Here is a 16,472-nt window from a genome sequence, read left to right as displayed (position 1 = left end):
CGGACGCATCCGGTTCCGGTGCCCTAGATTGCAGGCGTGGGCCAAGAAAGCGGCGACGTGGCTACGGCGACGGGGAAGGGGTAGAGGCGGGAGAGGGGGAGGGGGCGGGCCCGCAGGACGAACCTGCGGGCCGCGCGGGGGTCACTGGAAGCTCGCCGCGGCGATGGAGCGGACGTTCGTGCTGATGCCGCTGACCGTCGTCGGCGTCGACCACGTCGCGCCGGTCAGGCGTGAGTGCTTCAGGAGCGGTGTACCGCTCGTGTCGGCATAGAGCAGCTCCGCGGCCTGGCCGCCGATGCCCGGGACCACGACCGGAGGCGCGGAGACCGTGTAGTTGTTGGCCGCGAGCTTCGAGGTCGCCGTGTTCCAGCCGTTCGCCCCGTCGTAGATGACGGAGTAGAGCCGGCTGCTGTCGGTGGTGTTCCGGTAGACGAGGACCGCGCCGTTGCTCGCGAGCGGCGCGAGCGCCGGCCGCAGGTTCGTCGTCGTGACGTCGTTGCCGCTGCCGTTGCGGACGGCGGCAGGCGCGGACCAGGTCCCACCCGAGTAACGGGAGAACGCGATCTGATTGCCGCTGTTCACGAACGTCATCAGCAGGTCGCCGCCGCTGAGCCGGATGATGTTCGGCTGGATCCCCGTGCTCGCCGTGACGTCGCCGGTGGTCGCGGCCGTCGCCCAGGAGCCGTTCGTCCGGAGCTGGTAGAACACGTCCGACGAGCCTTGCTCGGGGAAGACGAGCCCCGCGCTGCCGAGCGCATCACGGGCGACCCAGTCGAGGTCGTGGATCGTCCCGCTCGTCGGCGCCCCGGTCATCTGGTAGGGCATGAGCCAGTTCGACGACGACGGCGTGCCGGCGTGCTGGATGACGTGGTACTTGCCCGCGCCCGGCCCCTGGAAGCGGAACGCGAGGCCCGCGAAGGGCCCGAACGCGCTCACCACCGGGATGCTGTTCGCCTTGGCGCCGCCCGGGAGATCCGCGAGCGCAGCCCAGCCACCGGTGGTGCCGTTCCATCGGGTGAAGCGGACCGTGTCTGCGTTGTTGCGCACGACGCCCACCGCGTACCGCGTGGTCGTGATGGCGATGGAGGGCGTCCCCACGGCGGAGGGGGTCGTGAACGATTGGCTGTTCCAGGTCGTCCCGTTGTACACGGTGCTCTGCATGCCGTACGGCGAGTTCGCGCCGGCCGTGACGAGCGCGACGACGGACGGGCAGATCTGGCAATCGGCGCCGCCGCAATCAACGGCCGTCTCGGTGCCGTTCTGCACGGTGTCCTTGCACGACGCCGGCACGCAGAGCCCGCGGTCGCACGTGTTGCTCGTGCAATCGGCGTTGCCCACGCAAGCGAGGCCATTGCCGCACTTCGTGGCGCAGGAGCCGCCGCAGTCGAGGTCGGTCTCGGTGCCGTTCAGGGCCCCGTCGCCGCAGGCCGCCGCCACGCACACCCCGCTGGAGCACGCGCCGGATGCGCAGTCGGCGTGCGCGTTGCACGTCTTCGTGAGCGCGCACTTCGCCGGGCAATTGCCGCCGCAATCGGCGTCGCCCTCGCTGCCGTTCTTCACGCCGTCGGTGCACGTGGCCGCCTGGCAGATGTTGCCCGAGCAGACGCCCGACATGCAGTCGTCGCCGTCGACGCAGGCCTGCGCTGCGCACTTGTTGGTCCCGCCGCAGGTGCTCGTGCCGCACTGCGCGCTCGTCGTGCAGTCGATGCCCGCGTCGGCGCACTTCACGGCGCAGGAGCCGCCGCAGTTCACGTCGGTCTCGTCGCCGTTCTTGATGGGGTCGAGGGGGCAGCAGAACGGCCCGTCGTCCGCGACCCCGTTGCAATCGTCGTCGAACCCGTCGCACGGGATCTCGGGCGACGCCTCCACGTCCTGGTTGCAGACGATCGCGCCATTCGAGCACGTGCTCGTGCCCGCCGCGCAGACGCCGGGCTGACCCGTGGGGCAGGCCGCGCCGCCGCCCGGGTTGTTCTCGTCCACGGTGCCGTCGCAGTTGTTGTCGAGGTTGTCGCAGGTCTCGGTCGACGGCGCCACATTCCGGTCGCAGACGATCGCGCCATTCGAGCACGTGTTCGTGCCGGCCGCGCAGACGCCGAGCTGACCCGTGGTGCAGGCCGCGCCGCCGCCCGGGTTGCCCTCGTCCGCGGTGCCGTCGCAGTCGTTGTCGAGGTTGTCGCAGGTCTCGGCCGACGCCGGCGTGTTCACGTTGCAAGCGATCGCGCCGCCCGTGCAGGCCGTGGTGCCCGCCGCGCAGACGCCGGGGCTGCCCGTGCTGCACGGCATGCCGCCGCCCGGGTTGCCCTCGTCCGTCTGGCTATCGCAATCGTTGTCGAGCCCGTCGCAGACCTCGGCCGACGACGCCGTGGTCTGGTTGCAGACGATGGCCCCGCTCGAGCAGGTCGTCGTGCCGGCCGCGCAGACGCCGGGGTTGCCCGTGTTGCAGGCGACGCCACTGCCCGGGTTGTTCTCGTCCGTCTGGCCGTCGCAGTCGTTGTCGAGGTTGTCGCAGGCCTCGTTCGAGGACGCCACGTTCTGGTTGCAGACGATCGAGCCGCTCGTGCAAGCGGTCGTGCCCGCCGCGCAGACGCCGAGGTTGCCCGTGCTGCAGGCCGCGCCGCCGCCCGGGTTGCCCTCATCAATCTGGCCGTCGCAGTCGTTGTCCTTGCCGTCGCAGATCTCGTTCGAGGCCGCCACGTTCTGGTTGCAAGCGATCGCGCCGCTCGTGCAGGCGGTCGTGCCGGCCGCGCAGACGCCCTGGTTGCCCGTGTTGCAGGCGACGCCGCCGCCCGGGTTGTTCTCGTCCGTCAGGCCGTCGCAATCGTTGTCCTTGCCGTCGCACGTCTCGGCCGACGACGCCGTGGTCTGGTTGCAGACGGTCGTGCCGCCCGAGCACGCGGTCGTGCCCGCCGCGCAGACGCCGAGGTTGCCCGTGCTGCAGGCGACGCCGCCGCCCGGGTTGCCCTCGTCGATGCTGCCGTTGCAGTTGTTGTCCTTGCCGTCGCAGGACTCCGACGTCGGCTGCACGTTCGCGTTGCAGATGACGGAGCCAGCCGAGCACGCGGTCGTGCCCGGAGCGCAGACGCCCGGCTGGCCCGTGGTGCAGGCGAGGCCGCCGCCCGGGTTGCCGTCGTCCACGGCGCCGTTGCAGTTGTTGTCGAGGTTGTCGCAGACCTCGGTCGACGACTGGAGGTTCTGGTTGCAGACGATCGAGCCGCTCGAGCACGCGGTCGTGCCCGCGGCGCAGATGCCGAGGTTGCCCGTGCTGCAGGCCGCGCCGCCGCCGGGGTTGCCCTCGTCGTTGGTGCCGTTGCAGTTGTTGTCGAGGCCGTCGCACGTCTCGCTCGACGGCTGCAGGTTCTGGACGCAGGAGATCGAGCCGCTCGAGCACGACGTCGTGCCCGCCGAGCAGACGCCCTGCTTGCCCGTGTTGCAGGCCGCGCCGCCGCCGGGGTTGCCCTCGTCGACCACGCCGTCGCAATCGTTGTCCTTGCCGTCGCACGTCTCGGCCGTCGCGGTCGCCGTCTGCTGGCAGATGACGCCGCCGCCCGAGCAGGCCGTCGAGCCCTTGGCGCATTCGCCAAGCTGCCCGGGGACCGTGCACGCGACGCCGCTGCCCGGGGCGCCCTCGTCGACGCTGCCATTGCAGTTGTTGTCGAGGCCGTCGCAGATCTCCGCGGTCGGCTGGACGTTTTGATTGCAAAGGATCTGCCCGGCCTGGCAGGACGTCGTGCCCGCCGCGCAGACGCCCTGCTGCCCGGCCACCGTGCAGAACTGCCCGCCGCCGGGGTTGCTCTCGTCGGTTTGTCCGTCGCAGTCGTTGTCGAGGCCGTCGCAGAGCTCGGACGAGGGCTGGTTGTTCTGGTTGCAGACGGTCGAGCCGCCCGTGCAGGCCGTGGTGCCCGCCGCGCAGACGCCGACCTGCCCCGTGGTGCACGAGATGCCGCCGCCGGGGTTGCCGTCGTCGACGCTGCCGTTGCAGTTGTTGTCCTTGCCGTCGCAGATCTCCGGGATCGACTGGACCGTCTGCGTGCACGAGAGCACGCCGTTCTGGCAGCCGAAGATGCCCTTCGCGCACTCGCCGTTGAGCCCGCCGACCGTGCAGGCGCCGCCCCCGCCCGGGTTGCCTTCGTCGACCTGCGCGTCGCAGTCGTTGTCGATGCCGTCGCAGGCCTCGGGCTGCGGGTTCACGGTCTGCTTGCAGATCGCCGAACCGCTGACGCATTCGAACACGCCCGCGGAGCAGATGCCCGGCTTGCCCGTGTCACAGGGGACGTTGCCGCCCGGGTTGCCTTCGTCGACCTGCGTGTCGCAATCGTTGTCCTGGCCGTCGCAGAGCTCGGGCGAGGGGAACTTCGTCTGCGCGCAGCTCAGCGCGCCGCTCGTGCACTTGATGATGCCGACGCCGCAGACGCCCGCCTGTCCCTGGACGTTGCAGGTCGCGCCGCCGCCCGGATCGCCCTCGTCAACGGAGCCGTTGCAGTCGTTGTCGAGGCCGTCGCAGACCTCCGCGATGGGCTGCTTGACCTGCGCGCAGATCACGACGCCGTTCTGGCAGGCGGTCGCGCCCTTGGCGCATTCGCCTTGCAGGCCGGCCACCGTGCAGGGCGCCCCCGTGCCCGGGACGTTGTCGTCCGTGGCGCCGTTGCAATTGTTGTCCTTGCTGTCGCAGATCTCGTTCGTCGGGTTCACGACCTGCGAGCAGACGATCCCGCCGCCCTGGCAGTTCGTCACGCCGTTCGCGCACACGCCGAGCTGGCCCGGGACGTTGCAGGGCTGCCCGCTGCCGGGGTTGCCGTTGTCGATGATGCTGTCGCAGTTGTCGTCGATGCCGTTGCAGAGCTCCGTCGACGGCGCCGCGGGGAGGCACGTGAGCTTGCCGGTCTGGCACTTCGTTTTGCCGTTGGCGCACGCGCCGACGGCGTCGGGCGCGTTGCACGGGGCCTGGCCCTCGGGGTCGCCGTCGTCGATCGCGCCGTTGCAATCGTCATCGACGCCGTTGCAGAGCTCCGTCGTGGCCTGCACGTTCTGCTGGCATTCGACGCCGCCGTTCACGCACGCCGTGACGCCGTCCTTGCACGGGCCGGGTTTGCCCGTATTGCAGACCTCGCCGCCGCCGGGGTTGCCCTCGTCGACGAGCCCGTTGCAGTTGTCGTCCTTGTTGTTGCAGAGCTCGGCGACCTGGAAGCTTCCGTCATCGACGACGTGGTTGCAATCGTTGTCCTTGCCGTCGCAGAACTCGTCCTTCGGCTTCACCTGGCCGATGCAGGGGCCCCAGTTGCCATCGATGCATTCCTGCTCGCCGGCCTTGCACTCCGGGGTCACGCCGCCCATGGGCGTGATCTCTTCGCTGTCCACCCCCTCCGGGCCGTCGTAACAGGACTGCTTCGTCCCCTTCGCGCAGGGGTAGCCGTCGTCCGTCTTGCCGTCGCAGTCGTCGTCCGCGCCGTTCCACGATTCGGTGCCAGGCACGACGTCGCCATCGCAGTCGCCCCACGTGCCGTTGGCCTGGCATTTCTGCGTGCCGCTGCGACAAACGCCGATGCCTTCCGTGCCTTCGGGGCCGCCGTAACACGACGTCGAGGGCTCACCTGGCGTACACTTACAGCCTTCGTCGACCTTGCCGTCGCAGTCGTTGTCCCGGCCGTCGCCGCACTCCTCGGCCGACGGGAGCACCTTGCTGTCGCACTGGGACCACGCGCCGTCGGTACAGATCTGCGAGCCCCGCTTCATGCAGAGGCCGAACTTCGACTCGTCCGTCGAGCCGTTGTAACACTCCTGCGTCGCTGCCGCCTCGCAGGGGCATCCCTCGTCGACGTTGCCGTCGCAGTTGTTGTCGATGCCGTCTTTGCACACCTCCTGATCGTTGGAGGTGCCTTCGACGCACTCCGTCGGCAGCCCGTTGAGGCAGCGCTCGTCCCTGTCCAGGAAGACGTGGCAGGCGCCCTGGCCGCACTCTTGCGGATCGATCGTGAGGTCGGTGCACGGGTTGGGATCGTAACTCGTGTCAATCCCGAGGATGTTTGCGCAGCTCGCGACGAGCCCACCCCCCAAGAGCACGATCGCCCAGTGATGGAAGCGTTTCTTGCTCATCATCGAACCTCGACCTCCACTGCCGCCGCCCCGTCGACCACGTCACACCCGACGCGGATCTCGCCACGCTCCGAAGGATCCTCGACGCCAGCCTGAACGCTGCACCGTGCGCGCGGGGAGCTCACGGATGAGACCAGGAAGCAAGGAAAGGGAGCCACTGTGACCCATGCTACGGCACACTCGTCGGCAGGTACAAGCAGATCCACACGATCGCCGCGGGGCGATATGCGGCGGATCACGTTGCGACGCGCGGTCGGTCCACGATATGTGGATGAGAAAGAACATGAAAACGAGATGGAGTGGGCTCTTCACGTCGGTCCTCGCGGGTGTGCTCGGCGCGGGCTCGATGGGCTGCGAGATCGTGGCAGGGGTGGATCGGGGCCAGATTGACCAAAATCCGCCAGGCTCGGAGGTCGTCTGCGGGGACGGGAGCGTCGCCGCGAGCGAAGGCTGCGACGACGGCAACACGGCGGCCGGCGACGGCTGCTCGGGCGCGTGCACCGTCGAGGCAGGGTACGGGTGCGCCGGGGCGCCGAGCGCGTGCGCCGACGTGGACGAGTGCGCCGCGGGCACGGACGACTGCGATGAAAACGCGACGTGCACGAACGCGGAGGGCTCGTTCACCTGCGCATGCAACGCGGGGTTCACGGGCGACGGCGCGACGTGCACGAACGACGACGAGTGCGCGCTCGGCATGGCGAGCTGCGGCGAAAACGCGACGTGCACGGATACGCCCGGCTCGTTCACGTGCGTCTGCGACATGGGGTACACGGGCGACGGCATGACGTGCGTGAACGCGGACGAGTGCGCGCTCGGCACGGACGACTGTGACGCGAACGCGACGTGCACCGACACGGAGGGCTCGTTCGTCTGCGCGTGCAACGCGGGGTACTCGGGCGACGGCGTGACGTGCACGAACGTCGACGAGTGCACGCTCGACATCGACGACTGCGGCGAAAACGCGACGTGCACGGATATGCCCGGCTCGTTCACGTGCGCCTGCGACATAGGGTACACGGGCGACGGCATGACGTGCATGAACGTCGACGAGTGCATGCTCGGCACGGACACCTGCGACGCAAACGCGACGTGCTCGGACACGGTCGGCTCGTTCGTCTGCGCGTGCAATGTGGGCTACGCGGGCGACGGACTGACGTGCACGAACGTCGACGAGTGTATGCTCGGCACGGCAAGCTGCGGCGCGAACGCGTCGTGCGTGGACACGCCCGGCTCGTTCAACTGCGTGTGCGACGGGGGCTATACGGGCGACGGCATGGTGTGCGTGAACGTCGACGAGTGCACGCTCGGGACCGACAACTGCGCGGCAAACGCGACGTGCACCGACACGGAGGGTTCGTTCGTCTGCGCGTGCGACGCGGGCTACTCGGGCGACGGCGTGACGTGCACGAACGTCGACGAGTGCACGCTCGACATCGACGACTGCGACGCGAACGCGACGTGCACCGACACGGAGGGCTCGTTCACCTGCGCCTGCAAGCCGGGCTATACGGGCGACGGCGTGACCTGCACCGCGCTGCTCGCGAGCTGCAAGGAGATCAAGGCCGCGACGCCCGCCGCGACGGACGGCGACTACGTCATCGATCCGGACGGCGCCGGCCCGACGCCGTCGTTCACCGTGCGTTGCGACATGACCACGGCGGGCGGTGGCTTCACGCTCGTCTTCAACGACGGCCCCTCGTTCGACCCGAGCTTGACCGGCGCGGACGCGGAGACCGGATACACGACGAACTACGTGAACCACGCGTACTCGACAGTGCCGATCACGGCCGACGTCCTGATCGACGCCTCCGACGCAGCGATCAGCGCGGGCGACCAGGAGGTGCGGACCCTCGTCGCAGGGCTGCCCTCGGCGACGCGCGACAAAACCATGCGCGAGCTCTTCGCCGCAGGCGGGCCGTTCCATTTCGACGCGGAAGACAACACCAACGTGACAAACACGTTCGCCGGCGGCGTGACCTGCGCATCCCTCGCGAAGTGGGACGACTACCGCAATGTCGTCTGCGGAACGTCGGTGCTCGTGGCGCGTGATCCATCGGGTCCGACGTGCGCCGGGACGACGTTCGCATTCGGCAGCGATACGAGCTACAGCGCCGCGCTCGACAACTGCGCCGGCTGGCCGCAAGCCCCCAATTACGGCGGGACGAACTTCTTCCCGGACAACGTCCGCGTCTGGGTGCGCTGAGGGATTTTCTCACCCCAGGCGCCGCGCCGGGGCGCTGCCCCGGGCCCCGCGGGGGCTATCCGCCCCTCGACCCGGACCAGGGCCAGCCCTGGACCTCTGGGCATCGACTGCGCGAAGCGCAGTCGATGCGGGGAAAGTTGTTAAAGCTGTCCGCCCCCTCTTTGCAGGGCCAGCCCTGGACCTCAGGGGAAGAACTGCGCGATGCGCAGTTCTTCCCACAGGCCCGTGGGACCGCGTTGCCGGCTCCACCGTCAGCGCTGCCGTCTTGCTTGGCAGGATCGCTCGTGGTCTTGATTCGGCCCGTTCGATGAACTGCGCATCGCGCAGTTCATCGACCACGAGTCCAGCGCTTGCGCTGGTCCAGGTCCAGGAGCGGACAGCTCCTGGTGGGGCCTGGGGCAAAGCCCCAGCGACGCGCCATCGAGAAAAGACCTAGAAGCTCCAGTCGAGCTCGACGCCTGCCCGGCTCGGGCTCGCCGTGGCGTTCAGGCGCAGGCGGGGCTCTGTCGAACCGAATTTCGAGGGCGGGGGCTCTGTCAGATACAGAATGACGCCGGCTGCCAGGGCGGCGGCGCCGACGGGGAACGCGACGCTGCTCACGACTTCGGTGATTGCTGCGGTGTCCTTGGCGCTCTCGCCGATCGGATTGCACACCCTGCCGAGGCAATTTGTGGCGATGGGCTCCTTCTGCGCCCACGTGATGACTCCTGTCACGATGCCGCCGAGGATGCCCACTGCGCCCACGCCGCCGAGCGTGTAGGCTGCGACGCGGCGCCCCGAGATCCCCTGGTCGAGTGCCGGCATCATCGAGGGCACCGGCTGCAGGGGCTTCGCCCTCTTCGTGGGGTCGCCGCTCTCGGTTGCCGGGGGCATCACCACGTTGACCACCTGGTTTTCCTTCTCCTTGATGGAGAACTTCGTGAACGCCGAGGGGCGGCCTGGGATCTCGGTCGTGAGCACGTGCTCGCCGGGGTCGATCGGGAGGGGGACGCCAATGGCGAGCTGGACGAGTGGGCCTCCGTCGAGGGGCTTGCGGAGCACGCGCGTCGTCCCTGGGGCGTCGCGCGGGACGCGCAGGATGACCTTGGGGAGCCGCTTTTCGAGCTCCTGCCGGCGCGCCGAGGCGGCCTCCTCGTTGTCGCGCTCTGCCTTTTGTTCGAGGTCCGAGAGCTGCCCGAACGCGTTGAGGTAATCGTCGTAGTGCACGGCCGCTGTCGCGATCCGGCCCCACTTGTCGTAACACGTGGCGATCCAGTAGAGCGTGGATGCGCGTGGGTCGTCGCGGTAGGCCGCCTTGAATCCTGCGCAGGCCGTCACGAAGTTTCCGGCGTCCATCTCTGCGCGCGCCGTTTGCACCGCGACTTGCGACGCTCCGGCTTGTGGCGCTCCGGCCGCAGGCTCGTCCGCCAGGACACGCCCGGTCACCGTGGAGAGAGCGATGCCCGCGAGAAGGAGCGATACAAAACGCATCGTTTGCGATGTTACAGGCGGATCCGATGGCGGATCAAGAACAATACAAGCGCGCGGCGACCACCCTTGCCCGGGCCGCCGTCGTCCGTCGTGGTTCGCCGGCTTGTGCGCGGCGTGAAACTTTGAGAACGTGGCGCGCGCAGGAGGGGCGCGAACGATCTCGCCGCCCGCGCGTCGGGAACGAGGAGCACGAAGGTATGGAGACCATCGATCACAGGACCGGCTTCCGCTGCGCGGGTGACGCACCCGTGGAGAGCGCTGCCGGGGCCTCGCGCTGAGGGCTCCGTGGGTTCCCCCTCGAAACGACGCCTCGCCACGGCGCTCGCGGGCGCGCTCTTCGCCCTGGCCACGCCGTCCGCGGCGCGCCCCGATGAACCGGCGTCGCCCGCGCCGCCCGCCGCGCCCGCGGACACGACAATCGCCATTGAGGACAAACCCTCCCCGCCGCCCGCCGCGCGCCCCACCCCGCGGCCTCTGCGCCCCGCGCCTCTGCCCGCGCCGAAAGAGCCGCCGCCCGCTCGCGCGCGCACGGTGCCGTATAGCCTCGGCATCCTTGGCCTCGGCGTGTCGTCCCTCGTGACCGGTGGCGTCCTCATGGGGGTTGCCCCGACGAACGACGAGCGCTGCGGTGTCGCCGGTTGTTATGGCGTGCTCGATCCGAAGCTCGAGTTCGCCGGCCGGCTCCTGCTCGCCGGTGGCATCGGCATGAGCCTCGCCGCCGGCACGGCGGTGGCCGTGGGGCTCGTGGGGGACAAGAACCCCGTCCCTCGCCGGAGCGACCATTTTACCGAGATGGGCATCTTCGCGTTGGCCCTCGGCGCGGGCCTCGGCGGCGTGAGCCTCGCGGCTGCCATGTCCCGGGACGACAAGCTCGACGGATTGCCGTCCGCGTTCATCCCCCGGGCCCTCGCCTTCGCGCTCGTGACCGGCGGCGCGGGGCTCGGCTTCCTGTTGTTCGGCGCGCGCGACGCGCCGGGCGCCGCCGCCGCGTCTTTGCGTGTGGGGCCGACCTCGGCGCACTTCACGGTACGATACTGACCCGCCATGGACTCCCGCTCGCCCGCCGCGCCTTTCCTCGCCGTCTCCCTCTCCGCGCTCGCGCTCGTCGCTTGCCGCGCCGACATCGCCAGCGCGCGTGTCGACTTCCTGAACCCCGAGGTCGAGCTCTCCACGGGCGTGGACGGCCGCGTCCACCTCGACGGTGCGTTCGACCTCACGGCCTCCATCAATGCGTGGAGCGAGGAGCCCGAGGCCGAGCTCTGGCTCGACAAACTCGACGTGATCACGTCGGACGCGCCGCTCACCCCCGTCGTGGGCGAGATGCGCGTGCCGGACGGCGCGTCTTTGTTCCCGCTCGAGGTCGAGTCGCCGAGCGTCGGCAGGGTCCGCGTCCCTTTCTCGGGCTCGAGCCTGAAGACGCCGGGCGACGAGCTCGCGTGGCTCTGCTCGATCGGCGGGCCGATGCAGCTCCAGGGCGCCGTCTACGACGCCGTATCCGCCACCGTGCAGTCGTTTCACGACACGGGGGTCCTCTTCGAGGGGCAGCGGAACGAGGTCAGGTTTTCCCGCAAAGACTCCGCTTCCCGGCCGCTCCCGCCGCGCGTCGTGTCGAGCCCTCCGCAGGGGCCGGGCACCGTTCTCCCGGTGATCGAGGTCGAGGACGCGTGGGGCGGGTTCGTCCTCGGCGGCTCGCTCCTTGCTCCCCTGAACCTCGGCGATCGGTTTGTCTTCGGAGACGGCGGGGGCGACGCGATGCTCGTCCGCTTCGACGCACAGGGCAACGTCCTCTGGGATCACACGTTCGGCAACATCGGCATGGAAGGGATTTCCTCCCTCTCGCAGCGCGACGGGGGGGATCTCTTCATGGGCGGGTATTTCACCCAGACGATCGATGTCGGGGCCGGCGTGCTCCTGAACCCGACCAGCGGAAACGGTTATTTCCTCGCTCGTGTATCGGACGCGGGCGCGACCGTGTGGAGCGTCGGGCTCATCGAAGACGTGGTTTTCATGCTGGAAGGTTGTTCCCCGACGAACCCGCATGTCGCCGCCCGCCCGGACGGGGGCGTGAGCTTGGTGAAGAGCCTCTTCGGGAAGATCACCTTTCCGAGCGGCCCGGTCGAGGCGACGCCGCCCGTGGACTACTGCCGCGCAGACCTGCTCGTCGCCGCGTACGACGCCGCGGGCACGCTTCTCCACGTGCGCCGCTTCGGCGACGAATACGATCAGCAGGCGCTCGACGTCGCGGTCGACGACGAGGGCAACACCTGGATCGTGGGCGTGTCCGGAGGCGTGCTCGATTTCGGCAATGGCCTACAGCCGATCGTGGGGCCCGGCCTCAGCGTGCCGCAAGACGCGAAGCTCTTCGTCGCGGCGTTCGATCCCCAAGGCACGCCGATCCTCGCGCGGGACCTCGGGCTCGTCCGCATTCGCCCGGGTTATCAGGTGCGGCTCGCGGCGCGGCCCGGAGGCGGGGTCGTGGTGGCCGGGCCGTTCACCGGCGTGATCGACGTCGGAATGGAGCCACTCGAGAGCACAGCTCCGGGCGACGATGGGTTTGTCGTGGCGCTCGACGCGACGGGCGATCCGATCTGGGCCCAGCACTTCGATCACGCGGGGAGCGCGCTCGTCGATGCGTTCACGTTCGCGGATGTAGCCGTCGCCGAGGACGGCCGCGTCGTGCTCGCGGGCCGCGCAGCGTCGGCCTTCACTGTCGGAGGGCAGCCGCTCCCGGGCGGCACGGCGAACTTCGGCGGGGGCCTCGGCAGCGCCTTCTTCGCATTCGCGCTCGACCCGGCCGGCGCGCCGCTCGGGTATCGGACCCTCGCGTGCAACGCGGGGGCCATGGGCCTCGACGTGGGGGCGAGCGAGGTGTCGCTCGTGAGCTTGGTCCTCGGGTATGCCGAGGGGGAAAACGGGCTCCTTCCGCGGAGCGACGGCGCCCTCTGGATGGGCCGGCTCTCGCTCGACCCTTGATCACGAGCGAGCGCCACCAGCGTCGAGAGCAGCGCGTAGCCGCCGAGCCGGATCCCGAGCAAGAGCCCCGCCTTCTCGTCGATCACGCCGACGAGCCCGCTGTCCGTGTTCGTCGCGTACTTCCCCGAGAAGGGCGGTCGCACGAAGACGAGTTTGTCCCCGTCATGGTGAACCTCCGCGACGTACTCGTGGCGAGCACGTCGCGGATCTCGCTCGGGATCTCCGCGCTCGTTACTTCTTCGCGGGGGCGGGCGCGGCGGGGGCGGGCGCGGGCGCAGGCGCCGCTGCGGGCGCGGCGGGCTCGGTGCCGTGGCCGGCGTGCGGATCGCTCGCGGCGGCCTCGGGATCGACCGTGATTCCCTTGCGCGTCGTCTTCGTCAGCGGGCCCTCGCTGGGCTTGCCGTCCTTGTCGACGAGCTCGACCGTCACCTCGTAGTCACCCTTCGGCAGGTTCTTCGCGACCTTCGGGGCCCACGTGGTGAACTCGCCCGTGAGCGGCGTGGTGAGGCTCGGGCCGGTGATCGTGTATTTGACCTTCTCGCCTTTGTCGAGCGTCGTGCCGAAGAGATAGAAATCGATGAGCAGGTCCTTGCCCATCGCGCCCTTGTTTTCGCCCTTCGGCCGGCTGTAGACGACGTGGCCCTTCTTCGGGTCGAACGTGCTCTTGCCCTTCTTGCCGACCCAGAACGTCACGAGCTGCTGCGCGCCCTTGCCCTTCACCGACTCGTGCGTCGCGCGGCTCGCGAACGCGACGAGCGTGTGCTCGCCCTCCTTGAGCTCGGTGCCCGCGGGCAGGAGCTCGGAGACCTTCACGGGCTTCTTCGTGTCGTAGATCGCCTTGTACGGGAGATCGTCGAGGATCAGGTGGACGTGCGGCCCCTTCTCGACCGTGGCCCAGTCCTTCACGTCGAGCTTGATCTCGAAGTCCTTCGCCTTGGCCAGGTCCCCGATCGACGCGTCGTTCTTCGGCGCCGTGATCTTCACGCTCGGCAGCGGCTTCGGGTCCTCGCTCGGCTTCATGTCCTCGACGACGGGCGGCGGCGCCGCGGGCTTCTTCGCCTCGCTCGTCGTCGTCGTCGCGGTCGTCGTCGCGGCCGTCGTCGCCGCAGGCTCGGGCGTCTTCTCGGGCGCCGTCTCGACGGGCTTCGCCTCTTCCTGCGTCTTCACCTCGGTCTCGCCGCCGCCGCACGCGAAAGCGCTCGCGACGAGGGAGAGCATCCCGACAAACGATAACGTGGTTTTCATGGTCCGCCCCTGTAACGCGGAGTCGTGTCCGCGTCGAGGGTGGATGGCGGGTTTTTCGCCCTCCGAGACCTTCGTTCAGGGGGCGATCGAACGGGCGTCCCGCGCGTGGCGGAATCGGACAACCTCGCTGCCCGTCGTCGACGGACCGGCAAGCGCGCGTCGGCCGCGACGAACGTCAGTAGAAAAAGGCCGCGCAGCACCCCTCTTGATTGTCGCATTGGCCCGAAGGCTCCGTGCACGTCCCGAGGAGCGACGCGTCCGAGCGACACGCGCACCTCCACGTCCCGTCACCCTGGAGCGTGCACGACGTGCGCAGCTCGCCGACGCCCGCGCAAGACGTCGAGCTCGTGCACGTCTCGGCTCCGCTCGTCCCGCTTTGCCCCGCGCAATCGGCCGTGTCGCTCCGCGTTTGTCCCTGCGCGCAGGCCCGGAACGCGTCCTCCTCGGCCTTGCAGCCTGCGGGCGACACGACCTGCAACGGCGAGCACGTGAAATCCGCTTTCTGATCGGCCCAGCAGCCGAGCATCGTTTCGAACGCGCCTTCACACGCCTCGCCCGCGCCGAGGTAGTCCGCGCAATCCTCGGCGCACCGAGACCACACGAAGCACTTGGTCTGCGAGACGTGGTCGCAGAGCTCGCCGCACCTCGCCGGGGGGAGCTTCGGCTCGCCGCCGCCGCTGCCGCCCGTGCCGCTCGTCGAGGCGGAGGGAGGGGGCTCCTCCGCGCCGCACGCGACGAGCCCCAGCAATGTACCGCAGACGAGCATTTTCCAGCCGATACCGATCCGCATCGGGCGACTATAGGCCGGCGCGGTCGTCCTGGAAAAGCCGGTTTGTTCAGCGCTTGCGCAGCTCTTCCGGCACGCGGGCGAACGTCTCGGGGGCGTCGGCAGCGGCCCATGCAACCGTGGCCACGGCCCCGACGACCTGATCGAGGTCTTCCTTCGTGACCTTGTCGAGCGTGTCGTTCGCCGTGTGGTGCACGTCGAAGTAGTTCGTCGCGTCCTGGTGCAGATCCACGATCGGCACGGCCGCCGCGTGCAGCGGGATGAGGTCGGCGCCGCCGTGCGCCGGGTCCTTGTCGTACTGGATGCCGAGCGGCGAAACGAGGCTCGCGATCCGCTCGGCCAAGGGCCGCGACGCGTCGGCGACGAGGAAGCGCGTCGTGTGCGCGCGGCCCGCGCCGAGATCGATCTCCAGGGCGAGCTGGTGCTTGTCGAGCTCGGCCGCGTGGTCCTTCGCGTACGCGACCGCGCCGCGCAGGCCATTCTCCTCGTTGGCGAAGAGCACCACGCGGATCGTGCGTCGCGGCCGCGCGTCGAGGCGGAGCACGAGCCGCGCGGCCTCGACGACCGCGGCGCACCCGGCGCCGTCGTCGATCGCGCCTTGCCCGAGGTCCCACGCGTCGAGGTGCGCGCCGATGAGGACGATCTCGTCGGGCTTCTCGCGCCCCTTCACCTCGCCGATCACGTTCGCGCTCTCGGCGTCGGGCAGGAGCTTCGCCCCGAGCGAGAAGCTCACGCGCACGGGTTTGCCCTGACCGACCAGGCGCGCGAGGAGCTCCGCGTCGGGCACGGAGATCGCGGCGGCCGGGATCTTGGGGACGTCCTTGTCGTAGGTCATGCCGCCCGTGTGGGGGAGCCTGTCGTGATCGGTGCCGATCGAGCGGAGGAGCACGCCGATCGCGCCTTTCTTGGCGGCGGCGATGGCGCCGCGGTAGCGGACGCCGGCGACCTTTCCGTAGCCCGAGCCGTCTTTCGTGCGGGTCATGGGGGCCGAGAAGAAGACGATCTTGCCCTTCACCTTGGCCTCGTCCATCGCGGCCATCGCGTCGAGCGACTCGACCAGGACGATCTCGCCTTCGAGCCCCTTCGGCGGCGTCCCGATGCTGCCGCCGAGCGCGGCGATCGCGAGAGAGTGCGCGTACGGCGCGACGATCCGGCCGCTCTCCGCGCCGCGCTCCCAATGCGGGACCATGACCTTTTCGGCGCGCACGTTTTCGAGCCCTTTTTCCTTCATCGTCCGGAGGGCCCAGGCGATGGCGGCCTTGTCCCCGAGCGACCCCGCGAGCCTCGGCCCGACCTCGTCGACGAGCGAACGGACCATGTCGTACGCATGCGAGTCGACCTGCGCGGCCATCTGGAGCTTGTCGACGTTCGGGTCCCGGGGAACAGAGGCGGGTGCGGGCGCGGCGGCGGAGGCGGTCGCGGTCGCGGGCGCGGCAGCGGCAGAAGCGGTCGCGGGCGCGGCGGCGGGCGCGGCGACGCGCTCGGCGGTCGGGGTTTCTGCGGCCGAGCAGGCCGCGAGCGAGAGCGTGGCGAGGAGGAGGGCGCTTCGGGCGGACATCGCGGGGCGGAGTTTGGCGCAAGTCGGCGGCGATGAAAATGGCCGGATCACGCGCGGCGAAAGCCTGTTCCTCGGAGCATCCGGCTTGCCGCGATTCCCCGGAGCATCGCGTTGACCGGGTAGCGACGTGAGGGTACCCTCGAATC

At 69.7% G+C, this 16,472-nt stretch carries 8 protein-coding genes; 3 read left to right on the top strand and 5 right to left on the bottom strand.

What is annotated here, in order from left to right:
• Positions 1-141: 141 nt before the first annotated feature.
• The gene (locus QHF85_RS40675; protein WP_281332822.1) at positions 142-6,093 is read right to left on the bottom strand and encodes a sialidase family protein; all 5,952 of its coding nucleotides are present in this window, start codon (positions 6,091-6,093) and stop codon (positions 142-144) included.
• A 280-nt stretch (positions 6,094-6,373) separates the two neighbouring features.
• On the opposite strand from QHF85_RS40675, the gene QHF85_RS40670 reads away from it, so the two are divergent.
• Positions 6,374-8,293 carry an EGF domain-containing protein gene (locus tag QHF85_RS40670; RefSeq protein WP_281332821.1) on the top strand — a complete coding sequence of 640 codons (1,920 nt, stop codon included), beginning with the start codon at positions 6,374-6,376 and terminating at the stop codon, positions 8,291-8,293.
• 432 nt (positions 8,294-8,725) lie between these two features.
• Here QHF85_RS40670 and QHF85_RS40665 read toward each other — a convergent pair whose 3' ends face one another.
• Complete coding sequence (locus QHF85_RS40665; RefSeq protein ID WP_281332820.1) at positions 8,726-9,763, bottom strand: hypothetical protein; 1,038 nt, start codon at positions 9,761-9,763, stop codon at positions 8,726-8,728.
• Between the two features lie 285 nt (positions 9,764-10,048).
• Between QHF85_RS40665 and QHF85_RS40660 the strand changes: the two genes are divergently transcribed.
• On the top strand, positions 10,049-10,801 hold the full coding sequence (locus QHF85_RS40660; RefSeq protein ID WP_281332819.1) for a hypothetical protein: 753 nt from the start codon (positions 10,049-10,051) through the stop codon (positions 10,799-10,801).
• A gap of 6 nt (positions 10,802-10,807) precedes the next feature.
• Positions 10,808-12,736 (top strand): hypothetical protein, encoded by a 1,929-nt coding sequence (locus tag QHF85_RS40655; protein ID WP_281332818.1) that lies wholly within the window; start codon positions 10,808-10,810, stop codon positions 12,734-12,736.
• Between the two features lie 231 nt (positions 12,737-12,967).
• On the opposite strand, the gene QHF85_RS40650 is transcribed toward QHF85_RS40655, so the two are convergent.
• The 3 genes from QHF85_RS40650 to QHF85_RS40640 form a co-directional block, all read right to left on the bottom strand.
• Entirely contained in the window at positions 12,968-13,981 is a 1,014-nt protein-coding gene (locus QHF85_RS40650; RefSeq protein WP_281332817.1) for a hypothetical protein, read from the bottom strand.
• Positions 13,982-14,156: 175 nt separating this feature from the next.
• On the bottom strand, positions 14,157-14,771 hold the full coding sequence (locus QHF85_RS40645) for a hypothetical protein (RefSeq protein WP_281332816.1): 615 nt from the start codon (positions 14,769-14,771) through the stop codon (positions 14,157-14,159).
• Positions 14,772-14,817: 46 nt separating this feature from the next.
• Positions 14,818-16,326: a M20/M25/M40 family metallo-hydrolase gene (locus QHF85_RS40640; protein WP_281332815.1), complete on the bottom strand. Its 1,509-nt coding sequence runs from the start codon at positions 16,324-16,326 to the stop codon at positions 14,818-14,820.
• Between the last annotated feature and the right edge of the window lie 146 nt (positions 16,327-16,472).

The organism is Polyangium sp. 6x1, from assembly GCF_029946515.1.
Classification (GTDB): domain Bacteria; phylum Myxococcota_A; class Polyangia; order Polyangiales; family Polyangiaceae; genus Polyangium.
This window is presented reverse-complemented; position numbering and strand designations above follow the sequence as displayed.

What these genes read in the sequence shown, in the direction of transcription:
- QHF85_RS40665 (WP_281332820.1), bottom strand. Translation starts at nt 9,763, where the DNA reads ATGCGTTTTGTATCGCTCCTTCTCGCGGGCATCGCTCTCTCCACGGTG.
- QHF85_RS40655 (WP_281332818.1), top strand. Translation starts at nt 10,808, where the DNA reads ATGGACTCCCGCTCGCCCGCCGCGCCTTTCCTCGCCGTCTCCCTCTCC.
- QHF85_RS40650 (WP_281332817.1), bottom strand. Translation starts at nt 13,981, where the DNA reads ATGAAAACCACGTTATCGTTTGTCGGGATGCTCTCCCTCGTCGCGAGC.
- QHF85_RS40670 (WP_281332821.1), top strand. Translation starts at nt 6,374, where the DNA reads ATGAAAACGAGATGGAGTGGGCTCTTCACGTCGGTCCTCGCGGGTGTG.
- QHF85_RS40640 (WP_281332815.1), bottom strand. Translation starts at nt 16,326, where the DNA reads ATGTCCGCCCGAAGCGCCCTCCTCCTCGCCACGCTCTCGCTCGCGGCC.
- QHF85_RS40675 (WP_281332822.1), bottom strand. Translation starts at nt 6,093, where the DNA reads ATGATGAGCAAGAAACGCTTCCATCACTGGGCGATCGTGCTCTTGGGG.
- QHF85_RS40645 (WP_281332816.1), bottom strand. Translation starts at nt 14,771, where the DNA reads ATGCGGATCGGTATCGGCTGGAAAATGCTCGTCTGCGGTACATTGCTG.